This window comes from Pseudoalteromonas sp. S3260, from assembly GCF_005886925.1.
Classification (GTDB): Bacteria; Pseudomonadota; Gammaproteobacteria; order Enterobacterales; family Alteromonadaceae; genus Pseudoalteromonas; species Pseudoalteromonas tetraodonis.
In genome coordinates, this window is sequence record NZ_PNCV01000073.1 from 26,974 (window position 1) to 44,461 (window position 17,488).

General features: G+C 41.0%; 15 protein-coding genes and 2 tRNA genes. 9 read left to right on the forward strand and 8 right to left on the reverse strand.

The features are described 5' to 3' along the window. Nucleotides 1-52: 52 nt before the first annotated feature. Complete coding sequence (gene aspS, locus CWC14_RS12655) at nt 53-1,831, reverse strand: aspartate--tRNA ligase (RefSeq protein WP_138563173.1); 1,779 nt, start codon at nt 1,829-1,831, stop codon at nt 53-55. A gap of 237 nt (nt 1,832-2,068) precedes the next feature. Between aspS and CWC14_RS12660 the strand changes: the two genes are divergently transcribed. Then, entirely contained in the window at nt 2,069-2,917 is an 849-nt protein-coding gene (locus tag CWC14_RS12660; RefSeq protein ID WP_138563175.1) for a DUF72 domain-containing protein, read from the forward strand. Nucleotides 2,918-2,944: 27 nt separating this feature from the next. Continuing rightward, on the forward strand, nt 2,945-3,442 hold the full coding sequence (locus tag CWC14_RS12665; RefSeq protein WP_010391443.1) for a M48 metallopeptidase family protein: 498 nt from the start codon (nt 2,945-2,947) through the stop codon (nt 3,440-3,442). 193 nt (nt 3,443-3,635) lie between these two features. Here CWC14_RS12665 and CWC14_RS12670 read toward each other — a convergent pair whose 3' ends face one another. Then, entirely contained in the window at nt 3,636-4,319 is a 684-nt protein-coding gene (locus tag CWC14_RS12670; RefSeq protein WP_010391441.1) for a DUF3334 family protein, read from the reverse strand. 116 nt (nt 4,320-4,435) lie between these two features. On the opposite strand from CWC14_RS12670, the gene cmoA reads away from it, so the two are divergent. The 5 genes from cmoA to CWC14_RS12695 all read left to right on the forward strand — a co-directional run bounded on the left by cmoA (nt 4,436) and on the right by CWC14_RS12695 (nt 8,792). Continuing rightward, nucleotides 4,436-5,161, forward strand: a complete 726-nt coding sequence (gene cmoA / locus CWC14_RS12675; protein ID WP_008111640.1) for a carboxy-S-adenosyl-L-methionine synthase CmoA — start codon at nt 4,436-4,438, stop codon at nt 5,159-5,161. A 15-nt stretch (nt 5,162-5,176) separates the two neighbouring features. Further along, nucleotides 5,177-6,145, forward strand: coding sequence for a tRNA 5-methoxyuridine(34)/uridine 5-oxyacetic acid(34) synthase CmoB (gene cmoB, locus CWC14_RS12680; protein ID WP_138563177.1), 969 nt, complete (start codon nt 5,177-5,179; stop codon nt 6,143-6,145). A gap of 196 nt (nt 6,146-6,341) precedes the next feature. Continuing rightward, nucleotides 6,342-7,394, forward strand: a complete 1,053-nt coding sequence (gene purM, locus CWC14_RS12685) for a phosphoribosylformylglycinamidine cyclo-ligase (protein ID WP_055011761.1) — start codon at nt 6,342-6,344, stop codon at nt 7,392-7,394. Beyond that, nucleotides 7,394-8,041 carry a phosphoribosylglycinamide formyltransferase gene (gene purN / locus CWC14_RS12690; RefSeq protein ID WP_054202175.1) on the forward strand — a complete coding sequence of 216 codons (648 nt, stop codon included), beginning with the start codon at nt 7,394-7,396 and terminating at the stop codon, nt 8,039-8,041. Before purM ends, purN begins: the two co-directional genes overlap by 1 nt. After that, the gene (locus CWC14_RS12695) at nt 7,995-8,792 is read left to right on the forward strand and encodes a DUF3108 domain-containing protein (RefSeq protein WP_249928748.1); all 798 of its coding nucleotides are present in this window, start codon (nt 7,995-7,997) and stop codon (nt 8,790-8,792) included. Before purN ends, CWC14_RS12695 begins: the two co-directional genes overlap by 47 nt. 113 nt (nt 8,793-8,905) lie before the next feature. Here CWC14_RS12695 and CWC14_RS12700 read toward each other — a convergent pair whose 3' ends face one another. Next, nucleotides 8,906-9,670, reverse strand: coding sequence for a class II glutamine amidotransferase (locus tag CWC14_RS12700; RefSeq protein ID WP_013464565.1), 765 nt, complete (start codon nt 9,668-9,670; stop codon nt 8,906-8,908). Nucleotides 9,671-9,978: 308 nt separating this feature from the next. Between CWC14_RS12700 and fadE the strand changes: the two genes are divergently transcribed. Then, complete coding sequence (gene fadE / locus CWC14_RS12705; RefSeq protein ID WP_138563179.1) at nt 9,979-12,441, forward strand: acyl-CoA dehydrogenase FadE; 2,463 nt, start codon at nt 9,979-9,981, stop codon at nt 12,439-12,441. Here fadE and CWC14_RS12710 read toward each other — a convergent pair whose 3' ends face one another. Both CWC14_RS12710 and CWC14_RS12715 read right to left on the reverse strand, forming a co-directional pair. Continuing rightward, complete coding sequence (locus tag CWC14_RS12710) at nt 12,442-13,554, reverse strand: DUF6136 family protein (protein ID WP_138563181.1); 1,113 nt, start codon at nt 13,552-13,554, stop codon at nt 12,442-12,444. Then, nucleotides 13,551-14,141 carry an ABC transporter ATP-binding protein gene (locus tag CWC14_RS12715; RefSeq protein WP_138563183.1) on the reverse strand — a complete coding sequence of 197 codons (591 nt, stop codon included), beginning with the start codon at nt 14,139-14,141 and terminating at the stop codon, nt 13,551-13,553. Before CWC14_RS12715 ends, CWC14_RS12710 begins: the two co-directional genes overlap by 4 nt. 163 nt (nt 14,142-14,304) lie before the next feature. On the opposite strand from CWC14_RS12715, the gene CWC14_RS12720 reads away from it, so the two are divergent. Beyond that, a complete protein-coding gene (locus tag CWC14_RS12720) occupies nt 14,305-16,248 on the forward strand; it encodes a S9 family peptidase (protein WP_138563185.1) in 1,944 nt (647 codons plus the stop codon). Between the two features lie 168 nt (nt 16,249-16,416). Here CWC14_RS12720 and CWC14_RS12725 read toward each other — a convergent pair whose 3' ends face one another. The 3 genes from CWC14_RS12725 to CWC14_RS12740 form a co-directional block, all read right to left on the reverse strand. Continuing rightward, the gene (locus CWC14_RS12725) at nt 16,417-16,875 is read right to left on the reverse strand and encodes a transcriptional regulator (protein WP_249928747.1); all 459 of its coding nucleotides are present in this window, start codon (nt 16,873-16,875) and stop codon (nt 16,417-16,419) included. Nucleotides 16,876-17,229: 354 nt separating this feature from the next. Next, nucleotides 17,230-17,306, reverse strand: a tRNA-Asp gene (locus CWC14_RS12735). Nucleotides 17,307-17,359: 53 nt separating this feature from the next. Then, nucleotides 17,360-17,436 (reverse strand) — tRNA-Asp (locus tag CWC14_RS12740). Nucleotides 17,437-17,488 lie beyond the last annotated feature (52 nt).

The window sequence follows — 17,488 nt, forward strand, 5'->3', positions numbered from 1 at the left end:
GTATAGGCCTAAGGGTTTTTAAAGTCGGTGCAATTAAGCACGGTGTAATAACTTATTCAGCTGGTTTTTCAGCTTTTTCAACAACGTTGATAGCAAGCTCAGTCAATGAATCTGCATTGGCTTTGCTTGGTGCGTCAGTTAGTAAACATGAAGCTTGTGTTGTTTTAGGGAAAGCAATAACGTCACGAATGTTATCAGTACCACACAGTAGCATAACTAAACGGTCTAAACCGAACGCTAAACCTGCATGCGGCGGTGTGCCGTATTTAAGCGCATCAAGTAAGAAGCCAAACTTGTCTTGTTGCTCTTGTGCATCAATACCTAGAATTCTAAAAGCCGCTTCTTGCATATCTGCATTGTGAATACGTACCGAGCCACCGCCCACTTCGTAGCCGTTTAATACCATATCGTAAGCATCTGAAATAGCCGCTGCTGGGTTTGCTTCAAGCTCACTGGCACTAATATCTTTTGGTGCAGTAAATGGATGGTGTACAGCGTGTAGTGTGCCTTCGTCATCTTCTTCAAACATTGGGAAGTCAACAACCCAAAGTGGTGCCCAGCTATCTAAATTAGTGATTTCTAAATCAATACCAATTTTTAAACGAAGTGCGCCCATGGCTTCATTTACGGTGTTGCGTTTATCCGCACCAAATAAAATGATATCGCCTGTTTGTGCATTAGTACGTTCAAGTAACTGCGTGATCACATCTTCATTTAAGAATTTAGCGATTGGCGATTGCACGCCCTCAACGCCTGCATCACGGTCATTTACTTTCATCCATGCTAAACCTTTAGCACCGTAAATACCGATAAACTTAGTGTAATCATCTAGTTGCTTACGAGAAAGTGATGCGCCACCTGGTACCGTTAGTACTGCAACACGGCCTTTTTCATCGTTTGCTGGGCCTGAGAATACTTTAAATTCTACGTCTTTTACTAAATCGGCTACATCAATAAGCTTCATCGGGTTACGTAAGTCTGGCTTATCAGAACCATATAGGCTCATTGCCTCAGAGTAAGGCATAATTGGGAAATCACCTAAATCAACATTTAGTAATGACTGCCACATTTCACGGATCATTTTCTCTGTCATACCGCGTACTTGATCAGAGCTCATGAACGAGGTTTCTAAATCTATTTGAGTAAATTCAGGTTGACGGTCAGCACGTAAGTCTTCATCACGGAAACATTTAACAATTTGGTAGTAACGGTCAAAACCCGACATCATCAACAATTGCTTAAATAACTGTGGCGACTGCGGTAATGCGTAAAAGCTACCTTTATGAACACGACTCGGTACTAAGTAATCGCGCGCACCTTCTGGCGTTGCTTTAGTTAGTACTGGCGTTTCGATATCTAAAAAGCCATTTTCATCTAAAAAGCGACGTACAAAGCTGCTTGCTTTAGCACGTAATTTAATGCGGTCGCTCATTTCTAAACGACGTAAATCTAAGTAACGGTATTTTAAACGACGTTCTTCTGAATTCACTTGGTTAAAATCAAGTGGCATAGGCTCAGAGCGGTTAATAATAGTTAAACCCGTGCCTAAAATTTCTACTTCGCCAGTTGCCATGTCTTTATTTACTTGGCTATCTGGGCGAGCGCGTACAATCCCTTTTAACTGAACACAAAATTCTTGACGAAGTTTGTTAGCTGTTTCCATTAATCCTTCAACTTCCGGATCGAATACAACTTGTACTAAACCTTCTCTATCACGTAAATCGACAAAGATAAGTCCACCAAGGTCACGTCGTTTGTTGATCCAGCCACATAGTTCAACTTCCTGATCTACGTGAGTTTTATTTAGCTGTCCGCAGTATATAGAGCGCATAGTTTTCCTGTCAGATAAAAGGCATATAGCGGTTAAACACCGTTGTTTTAAAAGTTTTTATAAACACTAAAATGAAAATAAAACCGCTAGCAATTCAAAATAATCAAATTAAGCCCTGCATTATACCCAAGTCGGTTGAAGATGCTAGGGCGTGTTTACCTTTCGGGGTTGAATTTACAGCGCACCGTTTTGTTATTTGTTACACTACAAGCACTTTATAACAAGGCTTTTGTTTGTATGCTTTATATTGGATGCCCGCAGTGGTCGAGCAACGCATGGAAAGGAAACTTATTTTCACGCCAGTGTAAAAATGCCGATATGCTTAGCGAATATGCGCAGCATTTTAATTCGGTAGAAGGTAATACTAGCTTTTACGCCGACCCCTCACCTGACACTGTTTTACGATGGGCTGCCAGTGTACCTGATGAGTTTAAATTTACCTTTAAATTTCATCGGCGCTTTAGTCACGAACTCCAACTTACTAACGTGCAACATGAGCTAACTAATTGGCTTAATTTATTCGCCCCGCTATTTGAAAAAACAGGGCAAATAATGCTGCAATTACCTAAAGCGTTTGCCCCACAGCATTTAGCGAAGCTTGCCGCTTTTATTGAGTTACTTCCTAAAGAGCTAAACTATGGGGTTGAGGTACGCCACCCTGATTTTTTCAAAAAAGATGAGGCCGAAATCGCGCTTAATCAGCTTTTAATGGCACACAATATAAACCGCATTGCAATGGATACCCGTGCATTATTTGCGGTTAAACCCACAACCGAAGCACTCATAGATGCACAACAAAAAAAGCCTTATTTACCAGTGCACGCTATTGCTACGGGCTCGCAGCCTATGGCGCGCTTCGTTATTGCTGATTTAGAAAACGATTATAAGACCTTTTATCAGCCTTGGCTTAGCAAAGTAACCCAGTGGCTCGATGAGGGCAAAAGCCCCTATGTGTTTTTTCATACCGCTGATAACCGCGAAGCGCCCTTACTGGCTCGCCAGTTTTGCCAAGATTTGGGGTATAATCACAATGTACTCAATCCATTTAGTGGCGAAAAAGAAGCCCACCAGCAAGCACTTTTTTAAAAATAAATTCAAAATACAGAGACAATAATGAGTGAATACGCACGTTACTTTACCGGCTACCCTGCCAATATCGTTGAGCAAGTGTTAGGACTAATAAAAGCAGGAAAGGTAAGTGAGTATTTACTTAAAAAGTACCCGCAGGCGCATCGTATTACCAGTGATAAGTTACTGTATAGCTACGCCACTGAGCTTAAAAAGCAGTATTTAAAAAACGCCCCGCCATTTGGCCGCGCTGCGTTTAAAAAACAAGGTGATATGGTTACCAATGCGCTCGGTACCCACACGTACCGTATGCAAGGTAAAACCCGCAAGCACGATTTAGCAATAAACAGCGATTTACTGCGCGCGCCAGAGCCATTATTAAAAGCATTAGTGGTGCACGAACTCGCGCATTTTAAAGAAAAAGACCATAACAAAGGCTTTTATAAACTGTGCTGCCATATGGAGCCGCAGTACCATCAGCTAGAGCTGGATTTACGGATTTTTTGTGTGGCTATTGCGATGGGTGAAAATCCGTATAATTGAGCGGTCAGCAGTCAGCAGTCAGCAGTCAGCAGTCAGCAGTCAGCCAAAATTCAATGACACACGAGTTCATAATGAAAGCCCTCGTTAATAAAAAACGCGATACTAAATCGCGTTTTTTATAATTTACTGATAGCTACAAACTGACAGCTAGCTCGTTAGATTTCGTTTCACTCAATCCAACCTACTTAAAACGTTAAAGCCCTAATTCGGCCATAAAGTCGTCGTCGCTATCATCTTGCTTTGGCTGTTTTGCTTTTTCTTTATCCGCTTTTTGCTTGGCTTCGTTTGCGATAATGTCGTCTGGGTCTACAGCTTCTACAATGTCAAAGTCGTGAAGTTTAATAAACTCTGTTTTATCCATCGCCAATTCTAAATAGAAGATATTTTGATTGCGAGTCGTAAACGTTACACGGCGAGCTTGCGGGCGATCCATAGTGGTATCAACCGATATTTGCACTTGCTTATTAATAGCCATCATTTTTGGCTGGTTTTGGGTAATAGAGGTATGTAGCTGTTCACGCACTTTTGACGTGAAGTCTCCCACTATTTGGTTCATCAACTCACCCATCACGTTTGAAACGTCATCAGATAAGTGACTATGCGCGATTTCGTCTTCTGGCATGCCCATATTACGCATGTAATCGCCATAAATTTCCATCGCCGCTTGCGCCGTAAAGTTGGTAACAACTAAGCCGGTAAAGCCCCCGTCAAATAAAACAAAACAACCTATGTCTGGTCGCATACATGTCCGGGTAATTTTTTGTACCATGGCTGAATAGCTGATCTCGTTGCCGCTGGCTGATGAAAGTACACCCGTTACTGAGTGGCATAATGTTGCTAATATATCGTCGGTACTAATAACCTTACTTTTGCTCATTTAATAATCTCTTTTATACTTATTCTTCATAATTCTAGTCAAGCTACTGAATTTATCACTGACTATCCAGCATAAAATGTTAAAATAGCACTATTATTTTCAAAGAGACTGCCTTCGTGAGTATAAAAGACAGTATTTATGCCTCTGAGCAACAAGTAAAAGACTTTAGTTTTGATCAAAACGTGGTTGAAGTATTTCCCGACATGATCCAACGCTCGGTACCCGGTTACGCCACCATAGTAAGTACCATGGGAAAATTAGCTGGTGAGTATGCTCAGCCAAATTCAAATTTGTATGACCTAGGCTGCTCGTTAGGGGCGGTTACCCTAAGTATGCGCCGTAATATTCAAACTGATAGCTGTCATATTATTGCTGTAGATAACTCACAAGCCATGGTGGAGCGTTGTAAGGTCCATTTACAAGGGTTCAGATCTGATGTTCCTGTAACGGTTACATTAGGTGATATTAACGAGCTTGATATTCAAAATGCCTCAGTAGTAGCGATGAATTTTACTCTGCAGTTTATTCCACCTGCGCAGCGCAAAGCGGTACTTGAAAAAATATACGCTAATTTAAAACCCGGTGGCGTTTTGCTATTAAGTGAAAAAATTAAAGCCGAAAATGAGCAATGTGATAACTTACTGATTGACTTGCACCACGACTTTAAACGTCATAATGGCTACTCTGAGCTGGAAATAAGCCAAAAGCGTACCGCCATTGAAAACGTAATGCGCCCCGATACACTTAGCACACATACACAACGTTTAAGCGACATTGGTTTTAGCCAAACGCAAGTGTGGTATCAATGTTTTAATTTTTGCTCAATGGTAGCAATTAAATAATTTAGAGAGTGACACATGTCTGCATGGTTTAACCAATTTTACGCTGCTATTGCACAAAGCCCACTTAGCCACTGGCTAGAAACCTTGCCTGCGCAATTAAAGCATTGGCAACAAGAGGCCAGCCATGGCGATTTGCCTCAATGGCAAAAAGTACTAAAAAACTTACCTGAGGTATCAACAAACCAAGTTGATATTGTCAGCAAAGTAGCAATAGGCGCGCCTGGCGAAATGACTGAAGGCGAAAAAAAGCAAACCACGCATTTATTAAAACGAATGATGCCTTGGCGTAAAGGCCCATTTAATGTGCACGGTATCGACATTAATACAGAATGGCGCAGTGACTGGAAATGGGATCGACTTCTACCGCATATTGAGCCATTAAAAGGCCGTACTGTATTAGATATTGGTTGTGGCTCGGGATATCACTTATGGCGTATGCGCGGTGAAGGTGCACAGTTTGTGGTGGGTATTGACCCATCTGACTTATTTTTGTGCCAGTTTCAGGCAATTAAACACTTTAACCCAGATGAAAACGTGCATTTATTACCATTAGGTGTAGAAGCCCTGCCAGAGCTTAAAGCATTTGATACGGTATTTTCGATGGGAGTACTTTATCACCGTCGCTCACCTATCGACTTTTTAGCACAATTAAAGGCACAGCTTCGCCCTGGTGGTGAGCTAGTACTTGAAACTTTAGTTATTGAAGGCGATGAAAACACCGTTTTAGTACCGACCGACCGCTACGCAAAAATGCGTAATGTATGGTTTATTCCAAGCACTGCGGCATTAAAATTGTGGATGGAACGTGTTGGCTTTAAAGATGTGCACATTAAAGATTGTGCTATTACAACGCTCGACGAGCAGCGTAAAACTGACTGGATGGAAAACGAATCTTTAGTTGACTTTTTAGACCCTACTGACACCAGTAAAACCATTGAAGGCTACCCTGCTCCACTTAGAGCGATACTTACAGCAAAAGCCTAATTTGTAGTATTAATTTTTATTTTCATGTTAAAAAGCGCCATTGGGCGCTTTTTTTGTTTACTAATGCAACAATTAGCGGACAAGTGTCCTTGTCTTTAAAATCAAATATAGATTTCAACTAGCCGCGCTCCTGCAATTGTTGTAAAATACGCGCGTTTCTAAGTAAGCATCAAAACAACTATTTTGAGGAAAACCTGTGAGCGAACAAAAACAGTCTCTAAGCTATAAAGACGCGGGCGTAGATATCGACGCTGGTAATGCACTTGTTGAGCGTATTAAAGGCGTAGTTAAAAAAACTCGTCGTCCTGAAGTGATGGGAGGAATTGGTGGTTTTGGCGCACTTTGCGAAATTCCTGAAGGTTATAAGCAACCTGTACTTGTAGCAGGCACTGACGGTGTTGGCACTAAGTTACGTTTAGCAATTGACCTTAAAAAGCACGATACTGTAGGTATCGACTTAGTTGCGATGTGTGTAAATGATTTAATAGTACAAGGCGCTGAACCCCTGTTTTTTCTAGATTACTATGCAACGGGTAAACTAGATGTAGACACAGCAGCCGACGTAGTAACCGGTATTGGTAAAGGTTGTGAAATTTCAGGTTGTGCCCTAATTGGTGGCGAAACAGCTGAAATGCCAGGTATGTATGATGGTGAAGACTACGACATGGCAGGCTTTTGTACCGGTGTGGTAGAAAAATCAAAAATTATTGATGGCACTAAAGTAGCCGCAGGCGATCAGCTAATTGCGCTTGCTTCTAGTGGTCCACACTCAAACGGTTTCTCACTAATTCGTAAAGTATTAGAAGTCTCTAACGCTGATACTAACCAAGTGATTGATGGCAAAACCTTAGGTGAGCACCTTTTAGAACCAACACGCATTTACGTTAAGCCATTACTTGAGTTGTTTAAGCAAGTAGATGTGCATGCGCTTTCGCATATTACTGGTGGCGGTTTTTGGGAAAATATCCCTCGTGTATTACCTGAATCTGCTAAAGCGGTTGTTAAAGGTGATAGCTGGCAGTGGCCTACTGTATTTAGTTGGTTGCAAGAAAATGGCAATATTACCACTCACGAAATGTACCGCACATTCAACTGTGGCGTAGGTATGGTGTTAGTTGTACCTGCAGATCAACTTGATAACAGCATAAACATTTTAAAAGATCTTGGCGAAAACGCATGGCACCTTGGTGAAATTCAAGATGCGGTTGCGGGCGAAGAGCAAGTTGAAATTGTAGGTGGTGCTGCGTAATGGCACCCACTCGTCTAGTAGTTTTAATCTCAGGCAGTGGCTCAAATTTACAAGCCATTATTGATGCCTGTGAAAGCGGCGAGATAAACGCTCATATTGCGGCTGTTATTAGTAATAAAGCAGACGCATATGGGTTAGAGCGTGCAAAAAGTGTAGGCATTGCTACGCAAGTACTGAGTCATAAAGAGTTTGACTCACGCGAAGCTTACGATGCCCAGTTAATGCATATAATTGACTCTTTTGAACCAAATCTAGTTGTATTAGCTGGGTTTATGCGTATTCTAACTCCTAGCTTAGTGCAAAAATATGTTGGAAAAATGTTGAACATTCATCCATCTTTGTTGCCTAAGTACCAGGGGCTGAATACCCACCAAAGAGCAATTGATGCAAAAGACGACGTTCACGGCGTTAGTGTTCACTTTGTAACTGAAGAATTAGATGGCGGACCCGTTATTCTTCAAGCTAAAGTGCCTGTATTAGCAAACGATACAGCAGACACGCTCGCTAAACGTGTGCATGCGCAAGAGCACATAATTTATCCTTTGGTGGTCAAGTGGTTCAGTGAACAACGACTTACGATGGAAGCAGATTATGCAGTTCTTGACGAAAAACAACTTCCTGCACACGGCGCGCACTACCCAAAATAAAAAATTAAGTGCTTGGCTACTATGTGCGGGCACTTTATTACTTCCTACCAGCCTGATTGCAGGCGAGTTAACCCAGTACCAAGCTAGTTATGATATTTTGCGCAAAGGCGCAAATCATGGTACAGCCGAGCGGACGCTTAAAAAACTCGATAAAAATAACTACCAAGTCACTTACCACAGCGATATTGAATGGATGATTTTCTCTGACTCACGTCAAGAGTCATCAACCTTTAGCTTTATGAATGATAAAGTAGAGCCTATTGATTACACGATGATCCGCACAGGCACTGGGCCTGACAAAAAGTATGAAATTAACTTTGACCGTCAAACACAAACTGTTACCAGTAACACCAGCGATTACCCGTTAAAATGCCAATGGCATGATAACTTCCAAGATGGTATTTCTTATCAAGTACAAGTTCGTGAAGGCCTTAAAAAAGGCAAAACCAGCTTCTCGTTTCCGTTGGTTGATAAAAAAGGTAATTGCCGTGACTACGACTTTGAAGTGGTAGAAACCGAAATGATTTCCTTACCTATAGGTAATGTAGAAGCCATTAAAGTAAAACGTTTATACGACAATGACAAACGCCAAGCCTTAGCATGGTTTGCCCCAGAAATGGATTATATGCTCGTGCGCATGTGGAAAGGTGAAAAAGGTGTGGAACAGTTTGAAGTGCAGATGAAATCGTTTACCGTGATCAATCCACCGGCTTTACCTGCACAAGTTAAAAACGAAATAACCCCCGAATAAATTACTTACAAGATGCAATACGAAACGCCCAAGTGTGACAACCATAACTTGGGCTTTTCATTTTAATACTTAGATTTGAAACTTTAAGTTGGGTTTCGTTTTACTCTACCAACCTACATTAATTCACCCATTTTAAATAACGCAAACTCTCCTGGCTGCATTTTTTGCCAGCGCTCATCATTCGTCAAAGGCCTTGTGGCTATAACCGTCACTACATCGTTTGGCGTGGTTTCTTGTTGAAAGTCGACCACCATGTCCGCATCAATCAATGTAGCTTTACCAAATGGCGCACGGCGCGTTATATAGTGTAAGTTATTAGTACAATACGCTAAAACAAATACACCATCGGTCAATAACATATTAAATACGCCCTTTTCACGCAGTGTATGCGAAAGCTTGGCTGCATAGCGAAATACAGAGGCCATATTACTTGGTCGCTGCGGGTACTTTTCACGAATTTTGTCAAGTAACCAACAAAAAGCGAGTTCACTGTCGGTGTTTCCCACAGGGCGATAATACTCTGGTTTCAAATCGTGATAATTTGAAAGCTGCCCATTGTGTGCATAGGTTATTTCGCGCCCCCACAACTCTCGGGTAAACGGATGAGTGTTTTCAAGACACACCCGACCACGATTCCCTTGGCGAATATGACTAATTACCGATACGCTTTTAATTGGGTACGCTTTTACCAGCTTTGCTATTTCTGACTGGTAACTTGGCTCGGGATCTTTAAAGGTTCTACAACCTTTGCCTTCATAAAAAGTAATGCCCCAGCCATCTTTATGCGGCCCCGTATTGCCACCGCGCTCCAACAACCCTGAAAAACTAAAACAAATATCCGTTGGCACATTGGCTGACATGCCAAGTAATTCACACATAAAATAAATAAACCTTTAAAAAGCTAAACATAGAATATCGTTCTATTTTTAATAAGCGTACACTGATCATCATAAGTATATTTACTTAATTAAACTTATATTACTACTAGATTAATTGATTTTTTTAATGCTTATATTTTTTATGATAAGCCAAAATAAACCATTACAGCCAAACTGTTCGTATAACATACGACGCATTGTAATAATCATACCGATAACTACACTTTAATCTAAGTAATGTACTTGAAACTTAGCGTTACTAGCGCTACTCTAAACGAGGTGGTCTGACCTCTATTAAGGAATTAGCAATGACACTCATATTTACACTCGGTTTAATCGCACTGCTCAGCATTGCGCTTTACCACAGAGCGAGTTGGAACACAGCACTTGGTGTTTCTGCCGCAACATTATTAATTGGTACCTTTGCTGGTGCTTTTGGTTTAATTAGCTGGGTGATCTTTTTAATCATCGCAGTGCCTCTTTCTGTTACTGGCATTCGTCAGCAATATATTATCAAGCCTATTTTCAAGGTCTTCAAAAAAGTTACACCGAGCATGTCTGACACCGAAAAGTCAGCTATTGATGCCGGTACAACTTGGTGGGAAGCTGATTTATTTTGTGGTAACCCAGATTGGAAAAAGCTTCACCAGTATCCAGTTCCAAAACTTACTATTGAAGAGCAGGCATTTATCGACGGCCCTGTTGAAGTTGTATGTAGTATGCTGGACGATTGGGAAGCTACGCATGAGCTAACTGATTTACCTCAGGACGTATGGCAATATCTAAAAGATAATAAATTCTTTGCCATGATCATTAAAAAGGAATACGGCGGCTTAGAATTCTCTGCATTTGCACAATCGTGTGTACTGCAAAAACTAACCAGTAAATCAACATTGCTTTCGTCAATTGTTGGTGTACCTAACTCGTTAGGCCCGGGTGAGTTATTACAGCACTATGGTACTGAAGATCAAAAAAATCTTTACTTACCGCGTTTAGCAAGCGGTCAAGAAATTCCATGTTTTGCTCTTACTTCGCCAGAGGCAGGTTCTGATGCAAGCTCAATTCCAGACTACGGTGTAGTATGTAAAGGGCAATGGAATGGCGAAGAAGTAGTCGGTGTAAGCCTTACATGGAACAAGCGTTACATTACACTTGCACCTGTAGCTACGGTGCTTGGTCTAGCATTTAAATTACAAGATCCAGATGGGTTATTAAGTGACGTTAAAGAGCCTGGTATTACCTGTGCACTTATCCCAACAGATACCCCTGGGGTAGAAATTGGTCGTCGTCACTTCCCGCTTAATGTGCCATTCCAAAACGGCCCTACTCGCGGTAAAGATATTTTCGTTCCACTTGATTACATTATTGGCGGCCCAGAAATGGCTGGTCAAGGCTGGCGTATGCTAGTTGAATGTTTATCGGTTGGTCGTGCTATTACGTTGCCGTCAAATTCAGCCGGTGGCATTAAAATGATTGCAGTAGCAACCGGTGCTTATAGCCGTATTCGTCGTCAATTCCGCTTACCTATTGGTAAAATGGAAGGGGTTGAAGAGTCAATGGCGAAACTTGCCGGTTATGCTTACAGCTCAGACGCTGCAGTGAGTATGTCTACTGGCGCGGTTGATTTAGGCGAAAAACCATCTGTTATTTCGGCCATTATTAAATACCACCTTACCGAGCAAATGCGCGATTCAACCATTCATGCAATGGACGTGCTAGGCGGTAAAGGGATCATGCTTGGGCCTAATAACTATTTGGGTCGAGGCTATCAAGGTGCACCTATTGCCATTACCGTTGAAGGTGCAAACATCTTGACCCGTAATATGATTATTTACGGTCAAGGTGCTATTCGTTGTCATCCATTTGTACTTACCGAGCTAGGTGCGTGTGAAATTGAAGACCGCGAAGAAGCGCTTAACGTATTTGATAAAGCGCTAATGGGTCACATTGGCTTTACCATGTCTAACCTTGTACGTACTAAGTGGCTTGCGCTTACTGGCGCTCGCTTTACTAGCGTGCCATACAAAGACGAAACGGCAGAGTTTTACCGTATTGCGTCTCGCTTTAGTGCATCACTTGCACTTATGTCAGACATTAGCATGGCGGTATTTGGTGGTTCTCTTAAACGTAAAGAACGTATTTCAGCACGTTTAGGCGACTTATTAAGTTACCTTTACTTAGTATCTGCAACGCTAAAACGTTACAACGACGAAGGCCGTAAAAAAGAAGATTTTGCATTGGTTCAATGGAGCTGTCAGGATCACCTTTACCACTGTCAACGTGCACTTGCTGATTTAATCAATAACATGCCGTCGGCTCCACTACGTGGTGTTTTAAAAGTATTGTTATTCCCGTTTGGTCGTCCGGTTCGTAAACCTACCGACAAACTTGAGCACAAACTAGCGCAGTTGTTACAAGTTCCTAGCGAAACACGTAATCGTTTAGCAAGCTATGTATACCTTACAAACGAGCCGCTTAACCTTGTAGGTCGTCAAGAGCAAACGCTTAAAGACGTGCTAGAGGTAGAGCCTTTATTTGAACGCGTATGTAAAGAGAAAGGCGTTAAATTGCCATTCTTCCAACTTGATAAAGTGGCGCAAATGGGCTTAGAAGCCGGCATTTTAAGCCAAGCTGAAGCTGATAAGTTAGCAGCTGTTGAACAAGCTCGCTTAGACGTTATTAACGTTGACGACTTTGACCCTGCAGATTTACTTGCCGGCAAAGCAGCGCGTAATAGCAAAGCTAAATCTAAAAAGGCAGATGCCGCTTAACTAATTTAGTAAAGCTAGCAGCAACCCTGTTGAAATTAGCCAAACCAGCGCATAATGCGCTGGTTTTTTTTGTGCAAGGTAAGCCTGTAATACACACCACATATTTCCAATGACAAATAATACAATATGAGTGTAACCAAAAATAACGCTATAACTTATTGTGGCTAATAAAAACAGCAATATGCTAGGTAAAAAATGGCTAATATAAAAGGCGCGTTCTTGCTCGCATGTTTTAAAAAATAATCGATACTGCTCATACACCCTACCGCAATCAAATTGCAATGAACTACTAAAGAGTACAATAAAAGCCATGGCTAATATCACAAGTATAGGTACTAAATCAGCACGTTCGTTTATTAGCTCAGCTGATGCCATGAATACACATAAAAGTAACGACACGCGCCAAACAAGTGTCCAACAATGGTTTAATAAATAACAAAACCAAAAGCCCAATAATGAACTTACTGCAATACGCCCTTTAACATTAACCACGGGGACAAAAAGGCTCAGCGCAAACAATAAAGTAAAGCCCATATGATAAGTGAGCGGCTGCATATGAATAGGAACCAGCACTAATATCGTGCTAAACAAAAAGCCATATACCAGTGCGCTGGTTTTGTATAAACACAAAACGCCCAAGCTAAACTGCAGCAACATAAATACAATAAAATGCGGTACTTTAACCCATTGTGATAGCGTTAAATCTAGCGCAATTAATACACTGGCTATAAGCCATGCATTACTGAGCGTTAATAGTTTAATATCGACTAAATATAACCAAACTGATCGTGCAATAGTTTGCTGAAATAACCGCTGCTTACTATTTTTAATTGCTGACTTCATTGCGCTGAGCATCACACTTTGTAGTAACAAATAAAATAAAGCCATTTGTGCACCGTATTGGGGTGCTGCGCTGCTGTCTATAATTTTTCCAAGGCCTAAAAAAAGTAGCAATATCAAACCCAACACTGACGAGCCTAACACCACTAAAAATAACAACCCAAAGCTTTTTAGTTGTAACAATAATTGCGTGAGTTCAGTTTTGTAAGCCTGATAACGATAATCCATAAAGGAGCGATATTGCCCGATTGATTGTTTTAAATTTGCAATCATAACGGTATACACTCAAAGCCACGGTCAATAAATGGCGCTGGTTCATGGCAAGTGATGACTATTTGCCCATTTGGCTTATCTATTAGATATTCATCAAGCAGCACTAATAAATACTGAATACTGGCTTGATCAAGTGCTGCGCTGGGTTCGTCTAGAAGTAAATAAGGTGCATCACGCATAAGCGCTAAAATTAACTGGCATTTCTTTTGATTACCTGACGACAGCGCATCAAAACGAGTATTTAAAAATTCATTGAAATTAAACCCATCTATTATTGTCGTTGGCCAATCACAACCCAGCGTATTCACTGACAAGTTAATAATTTGCTTTGCCGTAAGAAAGTCAGGTAAAGCAATACAGTCTGAGGCTATAGCAACTTGTTTATGCGGTTTGGTTAATGCTTTTTTAGAAAATAAAATCTGCCCACTTTGGCGCGTTTCGAGCTCTGCCAACATCATCAACAACGTTGTTTTACCTTGGCCATTAGGCGCTTCAATGCATATTTTAGGTGCACAAAACTGCACACTATAACCACTGTACAATACGTTTTCAGCAAACTGTTTATGTAACCCAATGACTTCTATCATAAATACTCCCTGATTTTGAAAGTGAATTATAACTGGTTTTCTATTTTCGTGGGCTACATGGTTTGTAACACTTTATTGCAGTTCGAATAGGCTAATTACTTGCGTTTAAAAAAACCTTCGGTTAACACTAAAAGTCCATAATTATAATCCAAGGAATGTATCTATGAAAAAAGCCCTCAAATTTGCCTGTATTACCTGTGCATTATCAATTGCATTAACAGGTTGCAGTCAATCTAATAATTCAGCCTCTACCCCTGTGGCAACTGAGCAAAAACAACAAGTAAAAACCTATAACGCTAAAACCTTTTTTGATACAACATCTATCATGGGCAGTAGCTTTTCCCCGACTGGCGATAAAGTTCTAGTTAGTAGCGATGAAAGCGGTATTTACAGCTTGTATGAAGTTGACGTAAAAACAGGTAGCAAAACGCGCCTAACCAATTTTGAAGACAGCAACTACCCTATTCGCTATTTCCCAAATGATGAGCGTGTACTATTTACCAAGGACTCAGGCGGTAATGAGCGCTACCATGTTTATGTGCGTGAAGTTGATGGTTCAATCAAAGATTTAACTCCAGGGGAAGAAACCCGCGCGAGTTATGCAGGCTTTACTAAAGATGGCAGTCAGTTTTTTATTACCAGTAATCAACGCGATGCCAAGTTTATGGACTTGTATCGTGTAGATAGCAAAACCTATAAAGTCACGCCCGTTTATCAAAACACACAAGGACTAGATGTGGGCGCAATTAGTCCCGATGGACGCTACATTGCACTGTCTAAAAATAATACCAATAAAGACAGCGATACGTTTATCCTTGATACCTATAAGAAAACCCTCAAGCCGCAATTAATTTCAAAACACGATACACCAGCACAATATACGCCTGAGACCTTCTCTGTAGACAGCAAATATTTATACTACTCAACAGACGCTAAAGGAGAGTTTTCAGAGGTGTGGCAATATGAGCTCGCCACAGGCAAGCACAGCCCAGCATTAAAAGATGATTGGGACGTTAGCTTTATTTACTTTTCTAAATCTGGGCGTTACCAAGTAAGCGGTGTAAATGCTGATGCCAGCACAAAGGTCACAGTAAAAGACACGCAAACAGCGGATGAAATTGCCATGCCTAAATTACCTGCGGGAAATCTACGTGGTGTGAATTTCTCAAGCGATGAGAAAACCATGGCGTTTTATTTAAATTCAGATACCTCACCAAGCAACTTATTTGTTTGGCAAGTTGGCAGTAATGAAGCCAAGCAACTTACCAACACATTAAGTGAAGATATAGATCAAAACGACTTAGTAGAGAGCACCATTGTGCGCTTTAAAAGTTTTGATGATTTAGAAATACCGGGCGTATTATACAAACCAAAACAAGCCAGCAGCACCAATAAAGTACCTGCACTTATTTGGGTGCATGGCGGCCCAGGTGGGCAAAGCCGAACTGGTTATAGCGCAATGCAGCAACATTTAGTTAATCATGGCTATGCTATTTTTGCCGTCAATAACCGCGGTAGCTCAGGCTATGGTAAAACATTTTTCCATTTAGACGATAAAAAACATGGCACCGATGATCTACAAGATATTGTCTACGGTAAAAAACACTTACAAAGCCTAGATTGGGTCGATGCAGATAAAATCGGCATCATGGGTGGTAGCTACGGCGGCTTTATGACCGCAGCCGCGCTTGCCTTTGAACCGGAAGAGTTCAAAGTAGGTATCAATATTTTTGGTGTGACTAACTGGGTACGCACACTGAACTCAATTCCACCATGGTGGGAAAGCTTTAAAAAGGCGCTTTACGATGAAATGGGCGATCCTGCCACCGATGGTGAACGTCACCGTGCTATTTCACCGCTGTTTCATGCCTATAACATCACTAAGCCTTTAATGGTAATACAAGGTGCTAATGATCCACGCGTATTACAAGTTGAAAGCGATGAGTTGGTTGCTGCGGTTAAAGCTAATGGTGTGCCAGTAGAATATGTATTATTTGATGATGAAGGACACGGTTTTAGCAAAAAAGAAAACCGTATCAGCGCCTCAAACGCCTACCTCAACTTTTTAGATACTTACTTAAAAGAGTTATTTGGCCCACAAGGATAATTGCAAGCCAATTTATATTAAAGCCTGCTGCGTTTTCATGTACGCAGGCTTTTTATTACTTTTTTATTGCTTGGTTAATCTGGGTTCCAGTAAAGCGAACGCCAAACCAAATACAGCAGCCAAAATACCTAAAAACTCAAACCAACTATTGCCTGCATGTGGTATTGTTCACGAGAGTTCATCTACGTTATAAAGTCGTTTACCTCCCTCGACTTCTTCAACAAATGATTCACCGATGTATTCATCCATTAACTTAAAACTGGGTACCCTTCTGGCCAGCATTTCACGAGTTTTTTCCTCTCTTTTCTCTCGGTTTGAATCAATAATATAATTGCTCCAATGAGTATATATATTTAGAGGTTCATCATTTTTGATCACACCCAGTGATTTATATTCGTAAAAGCGTTCATTGAACAGATAATTTTTATGTCCTGCATAAAATAATGCACAGCCAAAAGAAATCAGAAACATAGCGAGGTATATAATTTTACGCTGTGCGACTGAGCTCTTTACTGCTTTACTTTTAAACCACAGCTCTAAATCGGGTATTTGCATGAGTCTTGTTTTGTCATGGCTGTAGGTAAGGGGCTTCATAAACTCATCAATTGAAAGGTCTAATGCTATCAATAAAGCTCTAAATATTTCATTCGAGGGAATTGATTTATCGTTTTCAAGTTTTGATATATATACCTACTTGCTGGGCAAATTCAGGTTGGCTCAATTTTTTATTATTTCTCAGCTGCTTTAATTGCTGACCTAATGTACTCATCTTAATGCTTCCTTTTTAAAGTGAGATTAGATTCTTGGCAATTCATGCAGATATAAGAAGCTGAATATTGAAGAATAGACAAGAATATTAGCAGGTTAGTATATAAGAGCCGAGCTGATAGCTGATAGCTGATAGCTGATAGCTGATAAAAATGATGTTTGGATTTATTAATAAGTAAATTATTTATTGCTTGTTATTGAGGAAATAACAAGTGGCGGAGTGGACGGGACTCGAACCCGCGACCCCCGGCGTGACAGGCCGGTATTCTAACCAACTGAACTACCACTCCGCAGTGGTATGTGCATGGGGTAATGCACTTACTAATTTTGTTACGATATCAAATGGCGGAGTGGACGGGACTCGAACCCGCGACCCCCGGCGTGACAGGCCGGTATTCTAACCAACTGAACTACCACTCCGCAGAGATATCTTTTTACTTGTCATTACTTAATTTGTTGGCGGAGTGGACGG

Bases quoted from the DNA above. Each gene is read 5' to 3' on its own strand.
- cmoB (WP_138563177.1), top strand. From the start codon at position 5,177: ATGTCTGCATGGTTTAACCAATTTTACGCTGCTATTGCACAAAGCCCA.
- purN (WP_054202175.1), top strand. From the start codon at position 7,394: ATGGCACCCACTCGTCTAGTAGTTTTAATCTCAGGCAGTGGCTCAAAT.
- CWC14_RS12665 (WP_010391443.1), top strand. From the start codon at position 2,945: ATGAGTGAATACGCACGTTACTTTACCGGCTACCCTGCCAATATCGTT.
- CWC14_RS12710 (WP_138563181.1), bottom strand. From the start codon at position 13,554: ATGATTGCAAATTTAAAACAATCAATCGGGCAATATCGCTCCTTTATG.
- CWC14_RS12715 (WP_138563183.1), bottom strand. From the start codon at position 14,141: ATGATAGAAGTCATTGGGTTACATAAACAGTTTGCTGAAAACGTATTG.
- CWC14_RS12720 (WP_138563185.1), top strand. From the start codon at position 14,305: ATGAAAAAAGCCCTCAAATTTGCCTGTATTACCTGTGCATTATCAATT.
- CWC14_RS12660 (WP_138563175.1), top strand. From the start codon at position 2,069: ATGCTTTATATTGGATGCCCGCAGTGGTCGAGCAACGCATGGAAAGGA.
- CWC14_RS12700 (WP_013464565.1), bottom strand. From the start codon at position 9,670: ATGTGTGAATTACTTGGCATGTCAGCCAATGTGCCAACGGATATTTGT.
- fadE (WP_138563179.1), top strand. From the start codon at position 9,979: ATGACACTCATATTTACACTCGGTTTAATCGCACTGCTCAGCATTGCG.
- aspS (WP_138563173.1), bottom strand. From the start codon at position 1,831: ATGCGCTCTATATACTGCGGACAGCTAAATAAAACTCACGTAGATCAG.
- CWC14_RS12670 (WP_010391441.1), bottom strand. From the start codon at position 4,319: ATGAGCAAAAGTAAGGTTATTAGTACCGACGATATATTAGCAACATTA.